The organism is Streptomyces sp. NBC_01171 (assembly GCF_045039805.1).
In the GTDB taxonomy this organism is placed as follows: domain Bacteria; phylum Actinomycetota; class Actinomycetes; order Streptomycetales; family Streptomycetaceae; genus Streptomyces.
Genome location: NZ_CP108609.1, coordinates 3,468,920 through 3,483,217, shown reverse-complemented (window position 1 = coordinate 3,483,217; position 14,298 = coordinate 3,468,920). Strand labels below are relative to the sequence as shown.

18 protein-coding genes and 1 tRNA gene are annotated in these 14,298 nt (G+C 72.3%); 13 read left to right on the top strand and 6 right to left on the bottom strand.

What is annotated here, in order from left to right; all coding sequences use genetic code 11:
* Positions 1-16: 16 nt before the first annotated feature.
* From OG448_RS16095 to OG448_RS16080, 4 genes are all read right to left on the bottom strand, one after another.
* On the bottom strand, positions 17-628 hold the full coding sequence (locus tag OG448_RS16095; protein WP_405554557.1) for a poly-gamma-glutamate hydrolase family protein: 612 nt from the start codon (positions 626-628) through the stop codon (positions 17-19).
* Positions 629-634: 6 nt separating this feature from the next.
* Complete coding sequence (locus OG448_RS16090) at positions 635-2,332, bottom strand: copper resistance CopC/CopD family protein (RefSeq protein WP_405554555.1); 1,698 nt, start codon at positions 2,330-2,332, stop codon at positions 635-637.
* 97 nt (positions 2,333-2,429) lie between these two features.
* Positions 2,430-3,035 carry a GNAT family N-acetyltransferase gene (locus OG448_RS16085; RefSeq protein WP_405554553.1) on the bottom strand — a complete coding sequence of 202 codons (606 nt, stop codon included), beginning with the start codon at positions 3,033-3,035 and terminating at the stop codon, positions 2,430-2,432.
* Entirely contained in the window at positions 3,028-5,211 is a 2,184-nt protein-coding gene (locus OG448_RS16080; protein ID WP_405554552.1) for a penicillin acylase family protein, read from the bottom strand. The genes OG448_RS16085 and OG448_RS16080 overlap by 8 nt, the downstream gene beginning before the upstream one ends.
* 83 nt (positions 5,212-5,294) lie before the next feature.
* Between OG448_RS16080 and OG448_RS16075 the strand changes: the two genes are divergently transcribed.
* From OG448_RS16075 to OG448_RS16055, 5 genes are all read left to right on the top strand, one after another.
* Complete coding sequence (locus OG448_RS16075; protein WP_405554550.1) at positions 5,295-6,017, top strand: siderophore-interacting protein; 723 nt, start codon at positions 5,295-5,297, stop codon at positions 6,015-6,017.
* A gap of 24 nt (positions 6,018-6,041) precedes the next feature.
* Positions 6,042-6,641 (top strand): HhH-GPD-type base excision DNA repair protein, encoded by a 600-nt coding sequence (locus tag OG448_RS16070; protein ID WP_405554549.1) that lies wholly within the window; start codon positions 6,042-6,044, stop codon positions 6,639-6,641.
* A 57-nt stretch (positions 6,642-6,698) separates the two neighbouring features.
* Complete coding sequence (locus OG448_RS16065) at positions 6,699-7,481, top strand: HdeD family acid-resistance protein (RefSeq protein ID WP_405554547.1); 783 nt, start codon at positions 6,699-6,701, stop codon at positions 7,479-7,481.
* A gap of 112 nt (positions 7,482-7,593) precedes the next feature.
* The gene (locus OG448_RS16060) at positions 7,594-7,917 is read left to right on the top strand and encodes a hypothetical protein (RefSeq protein WP_405554545.1); all 324 of its coding nucleotides are present in this window, start codon (positions 7,594-7,596) and stop codon (positions 7,915-7,917) included.
* 55 nt (positions 7,918-7,972) lie between these two features.
* Positions 7,973-8,095 (top strand): hypothetical protein, encoded by a 123-nt coding sequence (locus OG448_RS16055; protein ID WP_405554543.1) that lies wholly within the window; start codon positions 7,973-7,975, stop codon positions 8,093-8,095.
* An 89-nt stretch (positions 8,096-8,184) separates the two neighbouring features.
* On the opposite strand, the gene OG448_RS16050 is transcribed toward OG448_RS16055, so the two are convergent.
* A complete protein-coding gene (locus OG448_RS16050) occupies positions 8,185-9,756 on the bottom strand; it encodes a helicase HerA-like domain-containing protein (protein WP_405554541.1) in 1,572 nt (523 codons plus the stop codon).
* Between the two features lie 131 nt (positions 9,757-9,887).
* Here OG448_RS16050 and OG448_RS16045 point away from each other — a divergent pair, with 131 nt between their 5' ends.
* Positions 9,888-10,184, top strand: coding sequence for a type II toxin-antitoxin system VapB family antitoxin (locus OG448_RS16045; RefSeq protein ID WP_003986294.1), 297 nt, complete (start codon positions 9,888-9,890; stop codon positions 10,182-10,184).
* A 133-nt stretch (positions 10,185-10,317) separates the two neighbouring features.
* Positions 10,318-10,959 (top strand): LytR C-terminal domain-containing protein, encoded by a 642-nt coding sequence (locus OG448_RS16040; protein WP_405554538.1) that lies wholly within the window; start codon positions 10,318-10,320, stop codon positions 10,957-10,959.
* A 78-nt stretch (positions 10,960-11,037) separates the two neighbouring features.
* Here the strand turns inward: OG448_RS16040 and upp are convergent, their stop codons facing one another.
* On the bottom strand, positions 11,038-11,673 hold the full coding sequence (gene upp / locus OG448_RS16035; protein ID WP_405554536.1) for a uracil phosphoribosyltransferase: 636 nt from the start codon (positions 11,671-11,673) through the stop codon (positions 11,038-11,040).
* A 105-nt stretch (positions 11,674-11,778) separates the two neighbouring features.
* Here upp and OG448_RS16030 point away from each other — a divergent pair, with 105 nt between their 5' ends.
* From OG448_RS16030 to OG448_RS16005, 6 genes are all read left to right on the top strand, one after another.
* Positions 11,779-11,994 (top strand): hypothetical protein, encoded by a 216-nt coding sequence (locus OG448_RS16030; RefSeq protein ID WP_391297749.1) that lies wholly within the window; start codon positions 11,779-11,781, stop codon positions 11,992-11,994.
* 354 nt (positions 11,995-12,348) lie between these two features.
* Complete coding sequence (locus OG448_RS16025) at positions 12,349-12,885, top strand: hypothetical protein (RefSeq protein WP_405558821.1); 537 nt, start codon at positions 12,349-12,351, stop codon at positions 12,883-12,885.
* Between the two features lie 59 nt (positions 12,886-12,944).
* Complete coding sequence (gene tadA, locus OG448_RS16020; protein WP_030806339.1) at positions 12,945-13,376, top strand: tRNA adenosine(34) deaminase TadA; 432 nt, start codon at positions 12,945-12,947, stop codon at positions 13,374-13,376.
* A 92-nt stretch (positions 13,377-13,468) separates the two neighbouring features.
* A tRNA-Ser gene (locus OG448_RS16015) sits at positions 13,469-13,553 on the top strand.
* Between the two features lie 161 nt (positions 13,554-13,714).
* Positions 13,715-13,894, top strand: coding sequence for a hypothetical protein (locus OG448_RS16010; RefSeq protein ID WP_030806336.1), 180 nt, complete (start codon positions 13,715-13,717; stop codon positions 13,892-13,894).
* A gap of 28 nt (positions 13,895-13,922) precedes the next feature.
* Entirely contained in the window at positions 13,923-14,216 is a 294-nt protein-coding gene (locus OG448_RS16005; protein WP_405554535.1) for a Dabb family protein, read from the top strand.
* Positions 14,217-14,298 lie beyond the last annotated feature (82 nt).

Sequence of the window (14,298 nt, the reverse complement as noted above, 5' to 3'; positions counted from 1 at the left end):
CCTATGAACAAAGAGGTTAGAGCTCATCTGATTCGGACACCGCGCTCAGGCGCTCCGTGATCAACCGGACGCCTGCCGTCAGCGCGTCAACCACCTCCGTGGGCGGGACCTCCGGGTCCGTCGGCGCCGGGTGGGTCGTGCGGGCCTGCACCGGGAGTTCGAGTTGGACGCCGCCATCCCTGGTCTGGTTCACCGGGTTGTCCGGGTGGAGGCCCCGTAGGGGGTTGGGGATTTCGGACAGGGTGGTGATGGGGACGAAAGCGGGGGCCCAGTGGGACAGGGCGGTCGCCAGGACGCGGGCCGCTGGGCGGTTCGAGCCGCCCACGTAGATCGTTCGGGGGGTCGATCGGCGGTTGTGGCCGTGCAGGGAGATCGTCAGGGTGGTGTGGGTCAGAAAGGTGGTCAGGGGGGTGCAGGGGGACATGCGGGTGGAGGGGATGTGGGTCGGGGGGCCGAGGGGCTGGGTGAAGGTCAGTAGGGTCGCGCCCGTGCGAGTCGCCACCTCCCGCGCCAGTTCCGCCGTGCCACCCTCCACGCCGCCGTGCAGGGCCAGTAGGCCGATGGGACCGCCCAGGCGCAGCGTGGTCTCGAAGTCCACGCCCTCGATCGTCACTCGCTCCGTGTGCATCACCCGTCAGCGTGCCACCCGTACCGTGCGCGAGAGCGTCACCTGGTCCAAGTCGGATACCCGCACCGTCACCTTCATGGTCCAGGTGCCGGGGATCGGGAGGTCGAAGGAGTTCGTGGCCCAGTAGCCGCCTCGGTCGGTGATGGCGGTGTCGAGGGGGCCCAGGCGCTGGGCGGGGAGGGTCATGGTGATGCGGAGTTCGGGGACGGCCGCCAGGGCTCCGTTCGCGCCGTAGACCACCGCCTGGACGGAGTTGGGGCCGACCCGGCCGGGATCGAAGGTGATCTGGACCTTGCCGCGGCCGCTCTCGCCCACCGTGAACGGGACCGTGGTGACCGAGGCCGCCGGGATGCCCGTCTCCGCCGTGGCCGCCTCCTCGGCCGCCCGGCCCGGAAGCGTGCTGGTCAGAAGGGTCGTCAGAACGAGGACCACCACGCCTACGGCCGCCTCCGCCAGTACCGAGCGGCGCAGGCGGCGCACCGGGAGGTCCGGTGCGGCAGCGGGAGGCTCCGGGGGGAGCGCGGGGCCGCCCGCCGGCTGCGGCACCTTCACCCGCACCTCCGCCGTCGACAACCGCCCCGTCCACCTCCGCGACCACCCCGCCACCCCCAGCAGCACACCCACCGCCACCAGCTTCGCCAGCAGTACCCGGCCGTACGTCGTCTCCGTGAGCGCCTGCCAGGTACCCAGGCCGCGCCAGGACTGGTAGACGCCGGTCACCACCAGGACGATCACCGAGGTGAGGGCGAGGCGCGAGAAGCGGGTCACCACCCTCGGCGGGACGGCCGGAGTGCGCAGGGTCAGCAGCAGGGCCGCGAGGCCGCCCAGCCAGGACGCCGTCGCCAGCAGGTGGAGGGTGGTGGAGGCGATGGCGAGCGGGACCTGGATGCCGGCCGAGGCGTGTTCGGCGGCCGACCAGGTCAGGGCGAGGGCCACGGCCAGAATCGCGCCCGCGGTCACCGCAGCGGGGCGCGGTACGGCCCAGCGGCGCAGGCACCACGCGCCGACCACCGCCAGCAGCAGCAACGCCAGCCGGGCGAGCAGCAGTTCACCGGGCCGCGTGGTCATGGTGCGGCCCAGCGAGGTGAACGCCGGTGCCGTGCCCTCCTCGTACGGGCCCCGCAGCAGGAGCAGGGCCAGCGTTGAGACCAGCAGGGTGGCGGTGCCGATCACGAACAGCGGCCGCAGCGCCGCCCGTTGAGGCGGGCGGCAGTAGGCGACGAACGTGGCCGCGCCGAGCAGGAGCGCCACCGCGAGGTACGCCAGGTAGCGGGCGATGTTGTAGAGGCTGGTGGTGGTGCCGTTCTCCGTCTGGCCGGAGGCCGTCGCCGTGGTCACCGTGCGCTCGCCCACCGAGAAGGTGAGCGCGCCGGAGACGGGGTGGCTGTCGGCGGACACCACGCGCCACGCCACCACGTACGTGCCCTTCGCCATCCGCGCCGGCAGCGGTACGCGGACCGTGTCCGCCCGGCCGGGGGCGTGGTCGGCCGGGCCGGTGCGGAGGCGGTGGTTCTCGGGGTCGTAGACGCGGAACGAGTCGGCGAGCAGGCCGACCGACTCGGTGTACGTCAGGGTCAGCGTGCGCGGGGCGCGCTGGAGGATCGTTCCGTCTTCGGGGTCGGTCGCGCGCAGGGCCGCGTGCGCGGAGGCGGGGGACGCGGTGCCGAGGACGAGCAGGAGCAGGCTCACAACCGCCAACAGCATGCGCCTGAGCGCTCTTCCACGGTCCCGCACGTCGCCCCGCCTCCGTCTTCGGACCCCGCCCTGTCCCCCGCCTGTACGGATGTCGGCGGCGGCGCGCTCAAACCGTACCGGTGGCCTCCGCGATGGCGTTCTCGCGGGTGAGGAAGGCGAGACGGGCGTGCTTCTCCGGCAGGTACACGTCCGGCAGGTCGATCTCGGGGAGGACGACCTCGGGGCCGGGGGTGAAGCCCTGGCGCTCGAAGCGGGTGAGGGCCTTGGTGTTGCGGACGTCCGGGTCGACCACGACGCGGGTGCGGTCCAGTACGCGCAGGACGTAGTCCGCCACCACGGTCAGCAGGGCCGAGGTCCAGCCGGGGCGGTGGGCGCCGGGGGCGGGGGCCAGGAGGAGGTGGACGCCGATGTCTCCCGGGCGGACCTCGTAGCACTCGCTCACGCGGTCGGCGGCGGGGTCGTAGGTCTGGAGGAGGGCCGCCGGTTCGCCGTCCTTGGTGACGAGGTGGGCGTGGTGGGTGTCGAGGGTGGCCATATGGGCGTAGATCTCGGCCACTTGGGCCTCGGTGAGGTCCGTCATTCCCCAGAAGGCGGCTCTTTCCTGGGAGACCCAGGCGTGGATGACCGGGGCGTCCGTCGCGGGGTCCAGGGGGCGGATGGCGACGGTGCCGTAGTCGGGGATGTGCTGCTCGTGGCGGGCGGTCTCAGGCATGTGCTTCCTCGGCGAGGTCGGTGTGTTCGAGGGTGAGCCGGGTCCAGTCGGTGATCACCTGGGCCAGCTCTCCCCTGAGCCACAAGGGGAGTTGGTCGCGGTGGTGGGGGTTGCCGGGTACGCCGTCCGCGCCGAAGGGGACGATCCAGCGGCTGTTCTCGCGGTCGTTCAGGTCCCAGACGTAGCGGGCGGCGGGGCCTCGGGCCGCCAGGTCGGTGATGCCGGGGACCGCGGTGGTGCAGTTGACGCAGTCGTGGTCGCCAGCCAACCCCGGTTCTGTGTAGGGGCCTTCGGGGAGGGCTCGCCAGGGGGCCACGCGGTGGGTGTCGGACCAGGGGGTGGCGGGGGGTGCGGTGGCGATCTCCTCCAGGGCGGCACGTACGGTCTCGCGGCGGTCGATGCCGTACAACTCCTCTGCCTTCAGCAGGTGTTCCAGGGCGAAGCCGATGCGGGCCGTCAGGGACATCCAGGGGAGGAGGACCTCGGGGTAGGCCGGGGGTTCGGTGAGGGGGGCGAAGGCGGGGTGGGCGGCCAGGCGGCGGACCACTGCCGTGCGGAGGGCCGCGTATACGGCTGCTTCGGTGCTGTCGGCGTCCATGTGGCGGTTCCAGGACAGCAGGCGGTCGCGTAGGCGGGTGGCCTCCGGGGTGAGGGCGGTCAGGGCCGCGAGGTGGTTCAGGAGGGGCGCGGCCGAGGCCAGGTGGGTGTCGGTGTGGATGGCGGGGAGGTCGGTCGCGGACCAGGTGGGGCGCTGTTCCAGGAGGGTGCGGATGCGGTTGGCTCGGTGGGGTGGGGCGAATTCGATGCCCAGGGGGGCGGCCGGGCCGCGCTGGTTCGCCATCACGGCGATGCCGTTGTCCAGCGTGGCGTACGGGGGTGTGTGCCAGCCCCGCCATTCGTGGCCCTTTTCCCAGGCGGGGACGAGGCGGAGGCTGTTGGTACGGGGGCGTACGGGGACTCGGCCGGCGATCCGGTGGAGTACGGCGCCCGTGGTGTCGGCGGCCTGTACGACGTTGACGGGCTCGGTCCAGGCGTCCAGGGCGTGGTCCACGTCGGTGACCGTGCGGGCTCTGAGGAGGGGGAGCAGGGCGCTGAAGCCGAGGTCTTCCGTCACGCGGGGTGGGTAGCGGAGGGCGAGGGCGGTGGCATGGGCAGCCGGGAGGGGGAGGGGGGAGGGGACATCCTCTCCGTCCAAGTCGGAGGTCTCACTGACTTCACACGTCCGAACCTCCGCTCCCTCCAGTCCCCCCAGCCCTTCCGGCCCCCCAGCGATCACCGGCCCCCGTTCCGTCTCGATGATCTCGACCTCCACCACCCCCTCCCCCGCGACCTCGACAACCTCCACGCACCGAACCGCCCGCTGCCAGACCCCCTCCGGACCCAGGGCCTCCACCCCCGCCCCCGTTCGCCGGAGGCGTTCTCGGTAGAGGTCCTGGTAGTCGGCCATGGCGTTGGTGATGGACCAGGCGACGGGGCCGGTGTGGGCGAAGTGGGCTATGCCGGGGACGCCGGGGACGGCGAGGCCGATGACGTCGAACTCGGGGCAGGAGAGGCGGATCTGCTGGTAGACGCCGGGCTCCTCCAGGAAGCGGTGGGGGTCGCCGGCGAGGAGGGGGAGGCCGGTGGTGGTGCGGGTGCCGGAGAGGAGCCAGCCGTTGCTGCCGGCGGTGCCGGGGCCGTCCGTGGCGAAGAGGCCGACCGCGTCGGGACCGAGGTGCCGTATCGCCTCCTCGCGCCACAGCTTGGCCGGGAACCCGGTGAACAGGATGTGCGTGCCCAGCCAGACACCGAGGGGGGTCCACGGCTCCCAGCGGCCGGGTGCGAGGCCCACCCGCGCGAACTCCGGTGTGCGCGCGGCCCCTTCGGGCAGGCCCGCGTTGACGCCGTCGACGTAGGCGCGGACCCAGTCCGCCGTCTCCGGGTCCCGTCTCTCCAGTGCGGCGAAGCAGCGTCTCGCGGTGTCGTCGAGACGGGCGCGGCGGGCGAACACGTCCCACGGGAGCGCGGAGGCGCCGAGGAAGGACGCGGAGGTGCCCTGGGCGCGGTGCCGTTCGACCTCCAGTTGCCAGGCGCGGTCGACCGCGGTCACCCGGCCCTGGGCGCGGGCGAGTTCGCGGGCACTGATGGCGCGCAGGTGGGGGATGCCCCAGGTGTCGCGGTAGGTCTCGGTGGTCACCCTGGAGCGCCCTTCCATTTTAGGTTAGCCTTGCCTAACTTCACAGCCAAGTGGAGGAATCGTACGCGAGGGGTGGAGACGCGATGGGTCAGGGTCGGGGCTGGGAGGGCGCGGTACTCAGGCTGATGCGGGCGAAGGACTTCACGTGCACGGTGACCGGCGCCGAGGACGTCACCCCGCACTACCGGCGGCTGCGGATGACCGACGGCGGGCTGCTCGCGGCGACCGGGGTGCACCCCACGATGTGGGTCCGCCTGTGGTTCTCCGACGACGGCCGCCCCCACCAGCGCGCGTACACCCTCGTCGACCCCGATCCGGAGACCGGCACCTTCGCCCTGGAGTTCGCCCTGCACCAGGGGTGCGCCTCGGACTGGGCCCGCGCGGCCAAGGAGGGCGACACCGTCGAGGCGACCGTCCAGGGCACCGGCTTCCAGCGCCCCGAGCCCGACCCCTCGCACGTCCTGGTGGTCGGCGACACCGCCTCACTGCCCGCGATCAACTCCCTGCTGACGGAGCTGGGTTCGGCCCCGGCGACCGTCTGGTTCGAGGGCGCCCTCGACGGGCTGCTGTCCGGCGCCGACCCGGAGCGGCACGAGATCCGCGAGGTGCCGCGCCGGGAGGCGGGCAGGCACCTCGTCGAGCGGGTCCGCGCCGAGCTGCCCGAGATCCTGTCCGGCACCGAGCACCCGTACGTGTGGATCGCCTGCGACACCGCCACGACCCGCGCCCTCGGCTCGTACGTCCGCAAGGAGCTGGGCGTGCCCAAGCAGCGGGTGCACGCGCTGGGGTACTGGCGGGCGGACTGATCCCGCGCGCGGGATCATGGACGCATGGACGTCACCCTGCACCTCGCCCAGGACCCCGACGCCGACGCGCTGCTCAGCCGCAGCCCGCTCGCCGCGCTCACCGGGATGCTGCTGGACCAGCAGATCCCGATGGAGTGGGCGTTCAAGGGCCCGGAGACGATCGCGCGCCGCATGGGCGCCGACGACCTGGACGCGCACGACATCGCCGCCCGCGACCCGGAGGAGTTCGCCGCGCTGCTCTCCGAGAAGCCGGCCGTGCACCGCTACCCGGGATCGATGGCCAAGCGGGTGCAGACGCTGTGCCAGTACCTGGTCGAGCACTACGACGGTGACGCCGAGGCGGTCTGGCGGGACGCCGGCAGCGGGCCCGAGCTGCTGAAGCGGCTGGAGGCGCTGCCGGGGTTCGGCAAGCAGAAGGCGCAGATCTTCCTCGCCCTGCTCGGCAAGCAGCTCGGGGTGACGCCCGAGGGGTGGCGGGAGGCCGCCGGGGCCTACGGCGAGACGAAGTCGTACCGCTCCGTCGCCGACATCACCGGGCCGGAGTCGCTGGCCAAGGTGCGGGCGCACAAGCAGGAGATGAAGGCGGCGGCCAAGGCGGCGAAGGCCGCCAAGGCGAAGGAGTAGCACCCGTCGGGCGCCCCCCGAGTGGCGGAATGTCCCCGTTCGGTCCAAGCATGGAACATGACCGAGCCTCCCATCGGCGGCCCCACGCAGGGCGGCCCGTACGACCCGAACACCGGCGCGGGCCAGGCCCAGCCCGGTGACACCCCCGGCTCCGGCCCTAACGCCGGCGCCGGCCAGGCCCAGCCCGGTACCGCCCCCGGCCCCGGCCCCGAAGCGGTCCGCATGGACAAGGACCGTGAACGCGCGGAGCGGGAGCACCACGAGCCCGAGGAGCCGTTCGAGGGACCGCTGCACATGCTGTCCCAGGCGGCCTGGCAGGTCGTGCTGCTCACCGGCATCGCCTCGCTGATCCTCGGCATCCTGGTGCTGATCTGGCCGGGCGCCACCCTGGTCGCGGTCGGCGTCCTGTTCGGCCTCTACCTCCTGGTCAGCGGCGTCTTCCAGTTGGTCTCCGCCTTCGGCACGCACAAGAAGACCTCACTGCGGGTGCTGGCCTTCCTCAGCGGCGGTCTGTCGATCCTGCTGGGCCTGCTCTGCTTCCGGGGGCCGATGCAGTCGATCCTGCTGCTGGCCCTGTGGATCGGCATCGGCTGGCTGATCCGGGGCGTCACCCAGACCATGGCCGCCGTCTCCGACAAGGACATGCCCGCCCGTGGCTGGCACATCTTCCTCGGCATCGTCACCTTCATCGCCGGCATCGTCCTGATCGACTCACCCTTCGAGTCGGTGGCCGTGCTGACCCTGGTCGGCGGCTGGTGGCTGATCGTCGTCGGCATCGTCGAGATCATCACCTCCATCCGGATCAAGGGCCGCGCCAAGGACATCCCGCAGACGGTCTGACCCGGGCCCTCGCTCCCTCCGGTCGTCAACCTCCCGCCGCCGCCGTACGCCGTGCGGGCGGACTTGGGCGGCCGGAGGCAGAGTGGGGGGCTCCGGCGGGGAGAGAACCCGGGTGAGCACCGCGCGTCCTCGTGCCTCGCGCGCCCGGAGCTGGTTCCGGGCGCTCGTGCTGCTGCTCGCCCTGTCGGTGCCCGGCGGCCATGTGGCCCTCGCGCAGACGGGCCCGGTACCGGGCATGGTCCAGGAGTGTGAGCACGACCTGCCCGCCACCCCGGCCCGCCCCGGCGCCCGCGCCCCGCACCACGCCGACCTCCCCGACCGCACCGCTCCCCCGCCCGCCCCCGCGTCCGGCCCGGCCGGCGCCCAAGCGGACCCGGAGCGCACGCGGCCCCCGTACACCGCACCCCTCCTGAGCACGGTCGTCCTGCGCTGCTGAGCGGGCCGAGCAGTCGGCACCGCTCTGTCAGCTCGAAAGCAGGAGGACCACCGCCATGCCCACCGACCCCTACGCGGTCCTGCGCGCCCTGCTGCGCGCCGAGGCCCGGCGCAACGCGCCCGACCAGCGGGACGAGACGGCCCAGCGGCAGCGGCCGCCCAAGGAGAAGCACCGCTGACGCCCCGGCGGGGGCGGGCCAGGGGGTGTTGTCCGGATCAGATGTGCGAGCCAGACCCCGCGTCGTCGAACTGGTCCGGACGGCACCCCCTATCTCCCCCGCCGGGCCGTGCCGAACAGCGAACGGGTGATCTCCCGGCCGAGCTGCGTGCCCACCGAGCGCGCCAGCGACCTGAACATCCCGCTGCCGACGACCTGTTCCACCAGCGAGGGCTCCTCGGCCGGGGCCTTCTCCCGCTTTGCCTTGGGCGCCTTCGGGGCCTCGGCAGGGGCCTGTGCCGCCGTCAGCTTCTCGTACGCCGACTCGCGGTCCACAGCCTGTGCATAACGTCCGTGCAGCGGCGACTCCCGTACCGCCCGGTCCAGCTCGGCCGGGTCCACCGGGCCCATCAGGGACTCCGGGGCGCGCAGCCGGGTGGCGGCGACCGGGGTGGGGGCGCCGTTCTCGCTGAGCACGGTGATCACGGCCTCGCCGGTCCCTAGCCCGGTGAGGAGTTCTTCCAGGTCGTAGGGGGAGTCGGGGAAGGTCTTCACGGTCGCCTTCAGCGCCTTCTGGTCGTCCGGGGTGAAGGCGCGCAGGGCGTGCTGGACGCGGTTGCCGAGCTGGCCTAGCACGTCGGAGGGGACGTCCTTCGGGGTCTGGGTCACGAAGAAGACGCCGACGCCCTTGGACCGGATCAGCCGCACGGTCTGCGTGATGGCGTCCAGGAACGCGTCCGAGGCGTCGTGGAAGAGCAGATGCGCCTCGTCGAAGAAGAACACCAGCTTCGGTTTGTCGGCGTCCCCCACCTCGGGCAGGTCGTGGAAGAGGTCGGCCAGCAGCCACATCAGGAACGTGGAGAACAACTGCGGCTTGTCCTGGACCGCGGGCAGCTCCAGCACGGAGACCAGACCCCGCCCGTCCGGTGCGAGGCGCAGCAGGTCGGCGGTGTCGAACTCGGGCTCGCCGAAGAAGTCCGCCATGCCCTGCGCCTCGAACGCGGTCAGCGAGCGCAGGATCACCCCGGCCGTGGCGGTGGACAGGCCGCCGACGCCCTTCAGTTCGGGCTTGCCCTCGTCGGAGGTGAGGAAGGCGACGACCGCGCGGAGGTCCTTGAGGTCGATCAGCTCCAGGCCCTTGGTGTCGGCGTAGTGGAAGATCAGGCCGAGGGACTGCTCCTGAGTGCGGTTCAGGCCCAGCACCTTGGACAGCAGTACGGGCCCGAAGCTGGTGACGGTGGCCCGCACCGGGATGCCGTGGCCGATCCCGCCGAGCGCCAGGAACTCCACCGGGAAGCCCTCCGCCGACCAGCTCTGCCCGGTCTCCGCCGCCCGCGTACTCACCCGGTCCCCGCCCTGGCCGGGCCGTGCGATGCCGGAGAGGTCGCCCTTGACGTCCGCGAGGAACACCGGGACGCCCTGGGCGGAGAGTTGCTCGGCGACGAGCTGGAGCGTCTTGGTCTTGCCGGTGCCGGTGGCGCCCGCGACCAGTCCGTGCCGGTTCAGCATCGGCAGCGGCACCCGCACCTGCGCGTCCGGGTGGCACACCCCGTCCCACAGCAGCGCGCCGAGGTCGAGCGCCGGGCCGGTGAAGGCGTAGCCGGCCGCGATCGGGCGGGCCGGGGCGGGCAGTTGCGCCGGGCCGGAACCGTCGGGGGCGGGCGTGGTCGCGCTGTCGCTCATCTCAAGGCCCCTCGTCCCGGTGACCGCCGCTGCCGGTAGTCGCCGTAATGCCCGCTTTGCCGTGTCTTTTTCAGCGTCGCACTCCGCCGCCATGGCTGCGCCCGGAACGTCTGGGCCGGTAGGCTTTCCGTGTGATCTTCAAGCGCATCGGAAACGGCCGGCCGTACCCCGACCACGGCCGGGAGAGCACCCGGCAGTGGGCGGACGTCGCGCCGCGCCCGGTCCGCCTCGATCAGCTCGTGACCACCAAGCAGCAGCTCGACCTGGAGACGCTGCTCGCCGAGGACTCCACGTTCTACGGCGACCTCTTCGCCCACGTCGTGAAGTGGCAGGGCGACCTCTATCTGGAGGACGGGCTGCACCGCGCGGTCCGCGCCGCGCTCCAGCAGCGCCAGGTGCTGCACGCCCGCGTCCTCGAACTGGGCTGACGGGCTCTTCGCGGCTGTCGGGGCAAGCCCGACTGGCCCGTACGGCCCGCCGGTTACCCCTTTCGGGTTCGGCTACGCCGGATGGACTGATCATCTAATAGGCATCGCGGCCTCGGCGCACTACGCTGCGCTCATGAGCATGCTGACTCCCCCCGGCATGGGCGGTAAATACCGGATCACAGGGGACACCTACCCTCGGATGCGCCCGCCCCGGCGACGCGGCAGGCTCGTCGCCGCCGTCGTGGCCTCCGTGGCCGCGCTGGGCGTCGCCGGCTGGGGCACGCTGCAGCTCATCGACGTCTTCACCGGCGGCGACGGCTCGGTGTCCGGCCACGCGGCGGACTGCCGCACAAAGGTCGCCTCGGCGGCACCGGTCAAGGCCCTGCCCAAGCCCGGCACCATCACCGTGAACGTCTACAACGCCACCACGCGCTCCGGGCTCGCCAAGCAGACGGCGGACGAGCTGAAGAAGCGCGGCTTCAAGATCGGCGACGTGGGCAACGCGGACAAGCAGTTCGACAAGAAGGTCAAGGGCACCGGGATGCTCATCGGTCCCGCCACCGCCCTCGACACCACCCTGCCGGTGCTGAGCACCCAGCTCGCCGACGCCGAGCGCCGTACCGACGCGGCCCGCAAGGGCGCCGAGCTGGACCTGGTCATCGGGGACCGGTTCAAGGCCCTGACCCAGCGGCCGGCGGCCGACAGCGCGGTGACCAAGCTGACCGCGCCGGAACAGGTGGCCGCGGTCACGACCACCAAGAAGAAGACCTGCTGAACCCGCCGGCAACAAGAAGCCGGCAACAAGAAGGGAGGCCACCCGACCGGGCGGCCCCCCTTCTGCTGTCCTAGGTGCTTACTCGGCCGCGCCGTACAGGCGGTCGCCCGCGTCGCCCAGACCCGGGACGATGTAGCCCTGCTCGTTCAGGCGCTCGTCCACCGCGGCGGTGACCACGGTGACCGGGGTGCCGGCCAGCTCGCGCTCCAGGATCTCCACGCCCTCGGGAGAGGCCAGCAGGACCACGGCGGTCACGTCGTCGGCGCCGCGGCCGATCAGCTCGCGGATGGCCGCGACCAGGGTGCCGCCCGTGGCCAGCATCGGGTCCAGGACGTACACCTGGCGGCCGGAGAGGTCGTCCGGCATGCGCGAGGCGTAGGTCTCCGCCTGGAGCGTCTGCTCGTTGCGGATCATGCCCAGGAAGCCCACCTCGGCGGTCGGCAGCAGCCGGACCATGCCGTCCAGCATGCCGAGGCCGGCACGGAGGATCGGCACCACCAGCGGGCGCGGGCGGGCGAGCTTGACGCCCGTGGTCCGCGCGACCGGCGTCTGGATGTCGACGGCCTCGGTGCGCACGTCCCGCGTGGCCTCGTAGGCGAGCAGGGTGACCAGCTCGTCGGCGAGACGGCGGAAGGTCGCGGAGTCGGTGCGCTGGTCGCGCAGCGTGGTGAGCTTGTGAGCGACCAGGGGGTGGTCGACGACGTGGAGACGCATGTCTTCAACAGTAACCGTGCCCGCCCCGTGCCTCGTCTCGGCATCAAACCGTCCGTCCGGGGGAATGCGCAGAAGACCGACCGGGGTGGTGAAACCGTGGCTGACCTGCCGAACCTGCCGAACAACGGCCCGGCGACGACCGGGGAGATCGGGCCTTTCAGGCCCCCGAGGCCCGAGACGGACGCCGAACGCAGGCGCCGGCGGGCCCAGTTCCTCCGCGACCTGGCCGAGGCCCGGCAACTGCGCGACCGGGTCCAGCCGCGCCGCGTCAAGGCCGCCCGGCTGCGCCACGCCATGCGCATGCGAACGTTCCGCTGGTAGCCCCGGGCGTCGTACGGTCCTGTCAGCAAGCACCGGGAAAAGCTCCCGGCGAGGATGATCGGCGCCCGTCCCGCGGCCGCGGAGACGGGCGTGCGTGGGCGCCCGCGAAGCCGCGTACGATCCGCAGGTGGCGGCAACGGGGGTGCTGGTGAGCCCTTTACGGACCCACGGTCGGCCGTTTGGTGACGGACGACCGAAACAGCCGGACACAGGGAGCCGAAGACGTCCCCTGAGCGACTTGTTTCTGCCACGATTCCCAGTGGGCGGACCCCGGAGCGCACCTGCTCCTCCCGCCCGGACCTCCGCCGGGGGGACCCCCCGACCGGCACACCTATGACCAGTGGGAGAGTCACGGTGTACTTCGCCGCACTGCTCGCGCGCACCGAAGACGGGTGGGAAGCGAGCGACACGGAGCTCGACGATGTGGAGACCCTGTCCGATCTGGCCGACCTCGCCCGCGAGGCGTCGCCGGAGGAGGACACGGTGCTCGTCCTGATCGAGCAGGAGGACTCCTGGTTCGGGGTCGTCCGGGTGGACGGGGAGGAGGACCCCCGCATCTATGTCTCCGACGCGGCCGCCGCCGCCCGCAGCGCCTACGGGGAGCTGCTCCTCACCGATGAGCTGCTGGGCCGCGAGCCCGGCGCGGACTACGGACCCGACCTGGACTCGCTGGACCTCGACGGCACCGAGGACGGCGAGTCCGAGGAGACCGAGGACGGCGAGGAGTCCCCGGACGGCGACGCCGTCCCGCACAGCCCGGTCGGCGACCGCGAGATCCTCGGCGATCTCGGGATCGGCGAGAAGGAGCTGCGCGCCCTGGACGCGAACGACGCCCTGGGGACGATCGCCGAGGTGCTGGGCGCCTCGGAGGTACTGGAGACCGTCCGCTGAGCGCTCCGTACGAGACCCGAGGAACCGTGGACCCGGTGCGCGACCCCTGGCGTCCCGCGATGCGGCTCGCCCTGGCCGAGGCCGGGCGGGCCGCGCTCGGCGGTGACGTGCCGGTGGGCGCCGTCGTGCTCGGCCCGGACGGCACCACCGTGCTGGGCGCCGGGCACAACGAGCGTGAGGCGACCGGTGATCCGACCGCCCACGCCGAGGTGCTGGCGCTGCGCCGGGCCGCTGCCGCGCTCGGCGAGTGGCGGCTGACCGGCTGCACGCTGGTGGTGACGCTGGAGCCGTGCACGATGTGTGCGGGCGCCCTGGTCCAGTCCCGCGTCGAACGGGTCGTCTACGGCGCCCGCGACGACAAGGCGGGCGCGGCCGGCTCGCTCTGGGACGTCGTGCGCGACCGGCGGCTCAACCACCGGCCGGAGGTCGTGGAGGGCGTGCTCGCCGAGGAGTGCGCCCGGCCGCTGACGGAGTTCTTCAGAGGCCGCTGAAGAGCAGGCCGAAGGGGTACCGAAAGCCCTGCTGAGGGGGGCTCCGGCCATCGATTTCTGCCGATGGGGCACCTTGCTGTAAGGTCTCCCTCGGTAGCGTGTCCGAGCGGCCGAAGGAGCTCGCCTCGAAAGCGAGTGTGGCGCAAGTCACCGAGGGTTCAAATCCCTCCGCTACCGCTTGAGAAGGGCCTCGTCTTCGGACGGGGCCCTTCGTGCGTCCCGGTTCCGGGCCCTCAATTGACAATCGTGGGCGTCCTGTTGGGTCCGCCGAGGCCCGTGGCGGTTACACTCGCCGCCGCAGGCAGGTCAGTGGGGTCGATGGGACAGGGGAGGCCGCGGTGGCGGTGAACGCCAAGAAGATCGTCGTGTTCGCGCTCGTGGTCTTCGCCATGTACGTGATCATCACCGACCCGGCCAAGGCGGCCGACTACGTCCAGATAGCCTTCGAGGGCATATCGGACGCCGCCGGGGCCATCGGGGACTTCATGACCTGGGTCGTGGACGGCGCGAAGAACTGACCGGCCGAAAGAGCAAGAGGTACGCCGCATGATCCGGCACCTGGTCCTGTTCAAGCTCAACGAGGGTGTCGAGCGCGACGACCCGCGCGTCCAGGAGGGCGTGGCCGCCTTCCGCGCCCTGGGCGGCCGGATCGACGAGCTGCGCTCCTGGGAGTGCGGCTGGAACGTCACCGACCGCCCCATCGCCTACGACTTCGCCATCAACTCCTCCGTCGAGGACCCCGGCGCCCTCCAGCGCTACCTGGACCACCCCGACCATCAGGCGGGCGTCGCGCTGTGGCGGGAGTTCGCCACGTGGGTGATCGCCGACTACGAGTTCTGAGGGCCGGGCGGGCCCGGACAGCGAGCCCTCCGCCGTTACGGCGGGGGGCTTTTTCACGTCCGGCGATCCATCCATTGGCGTC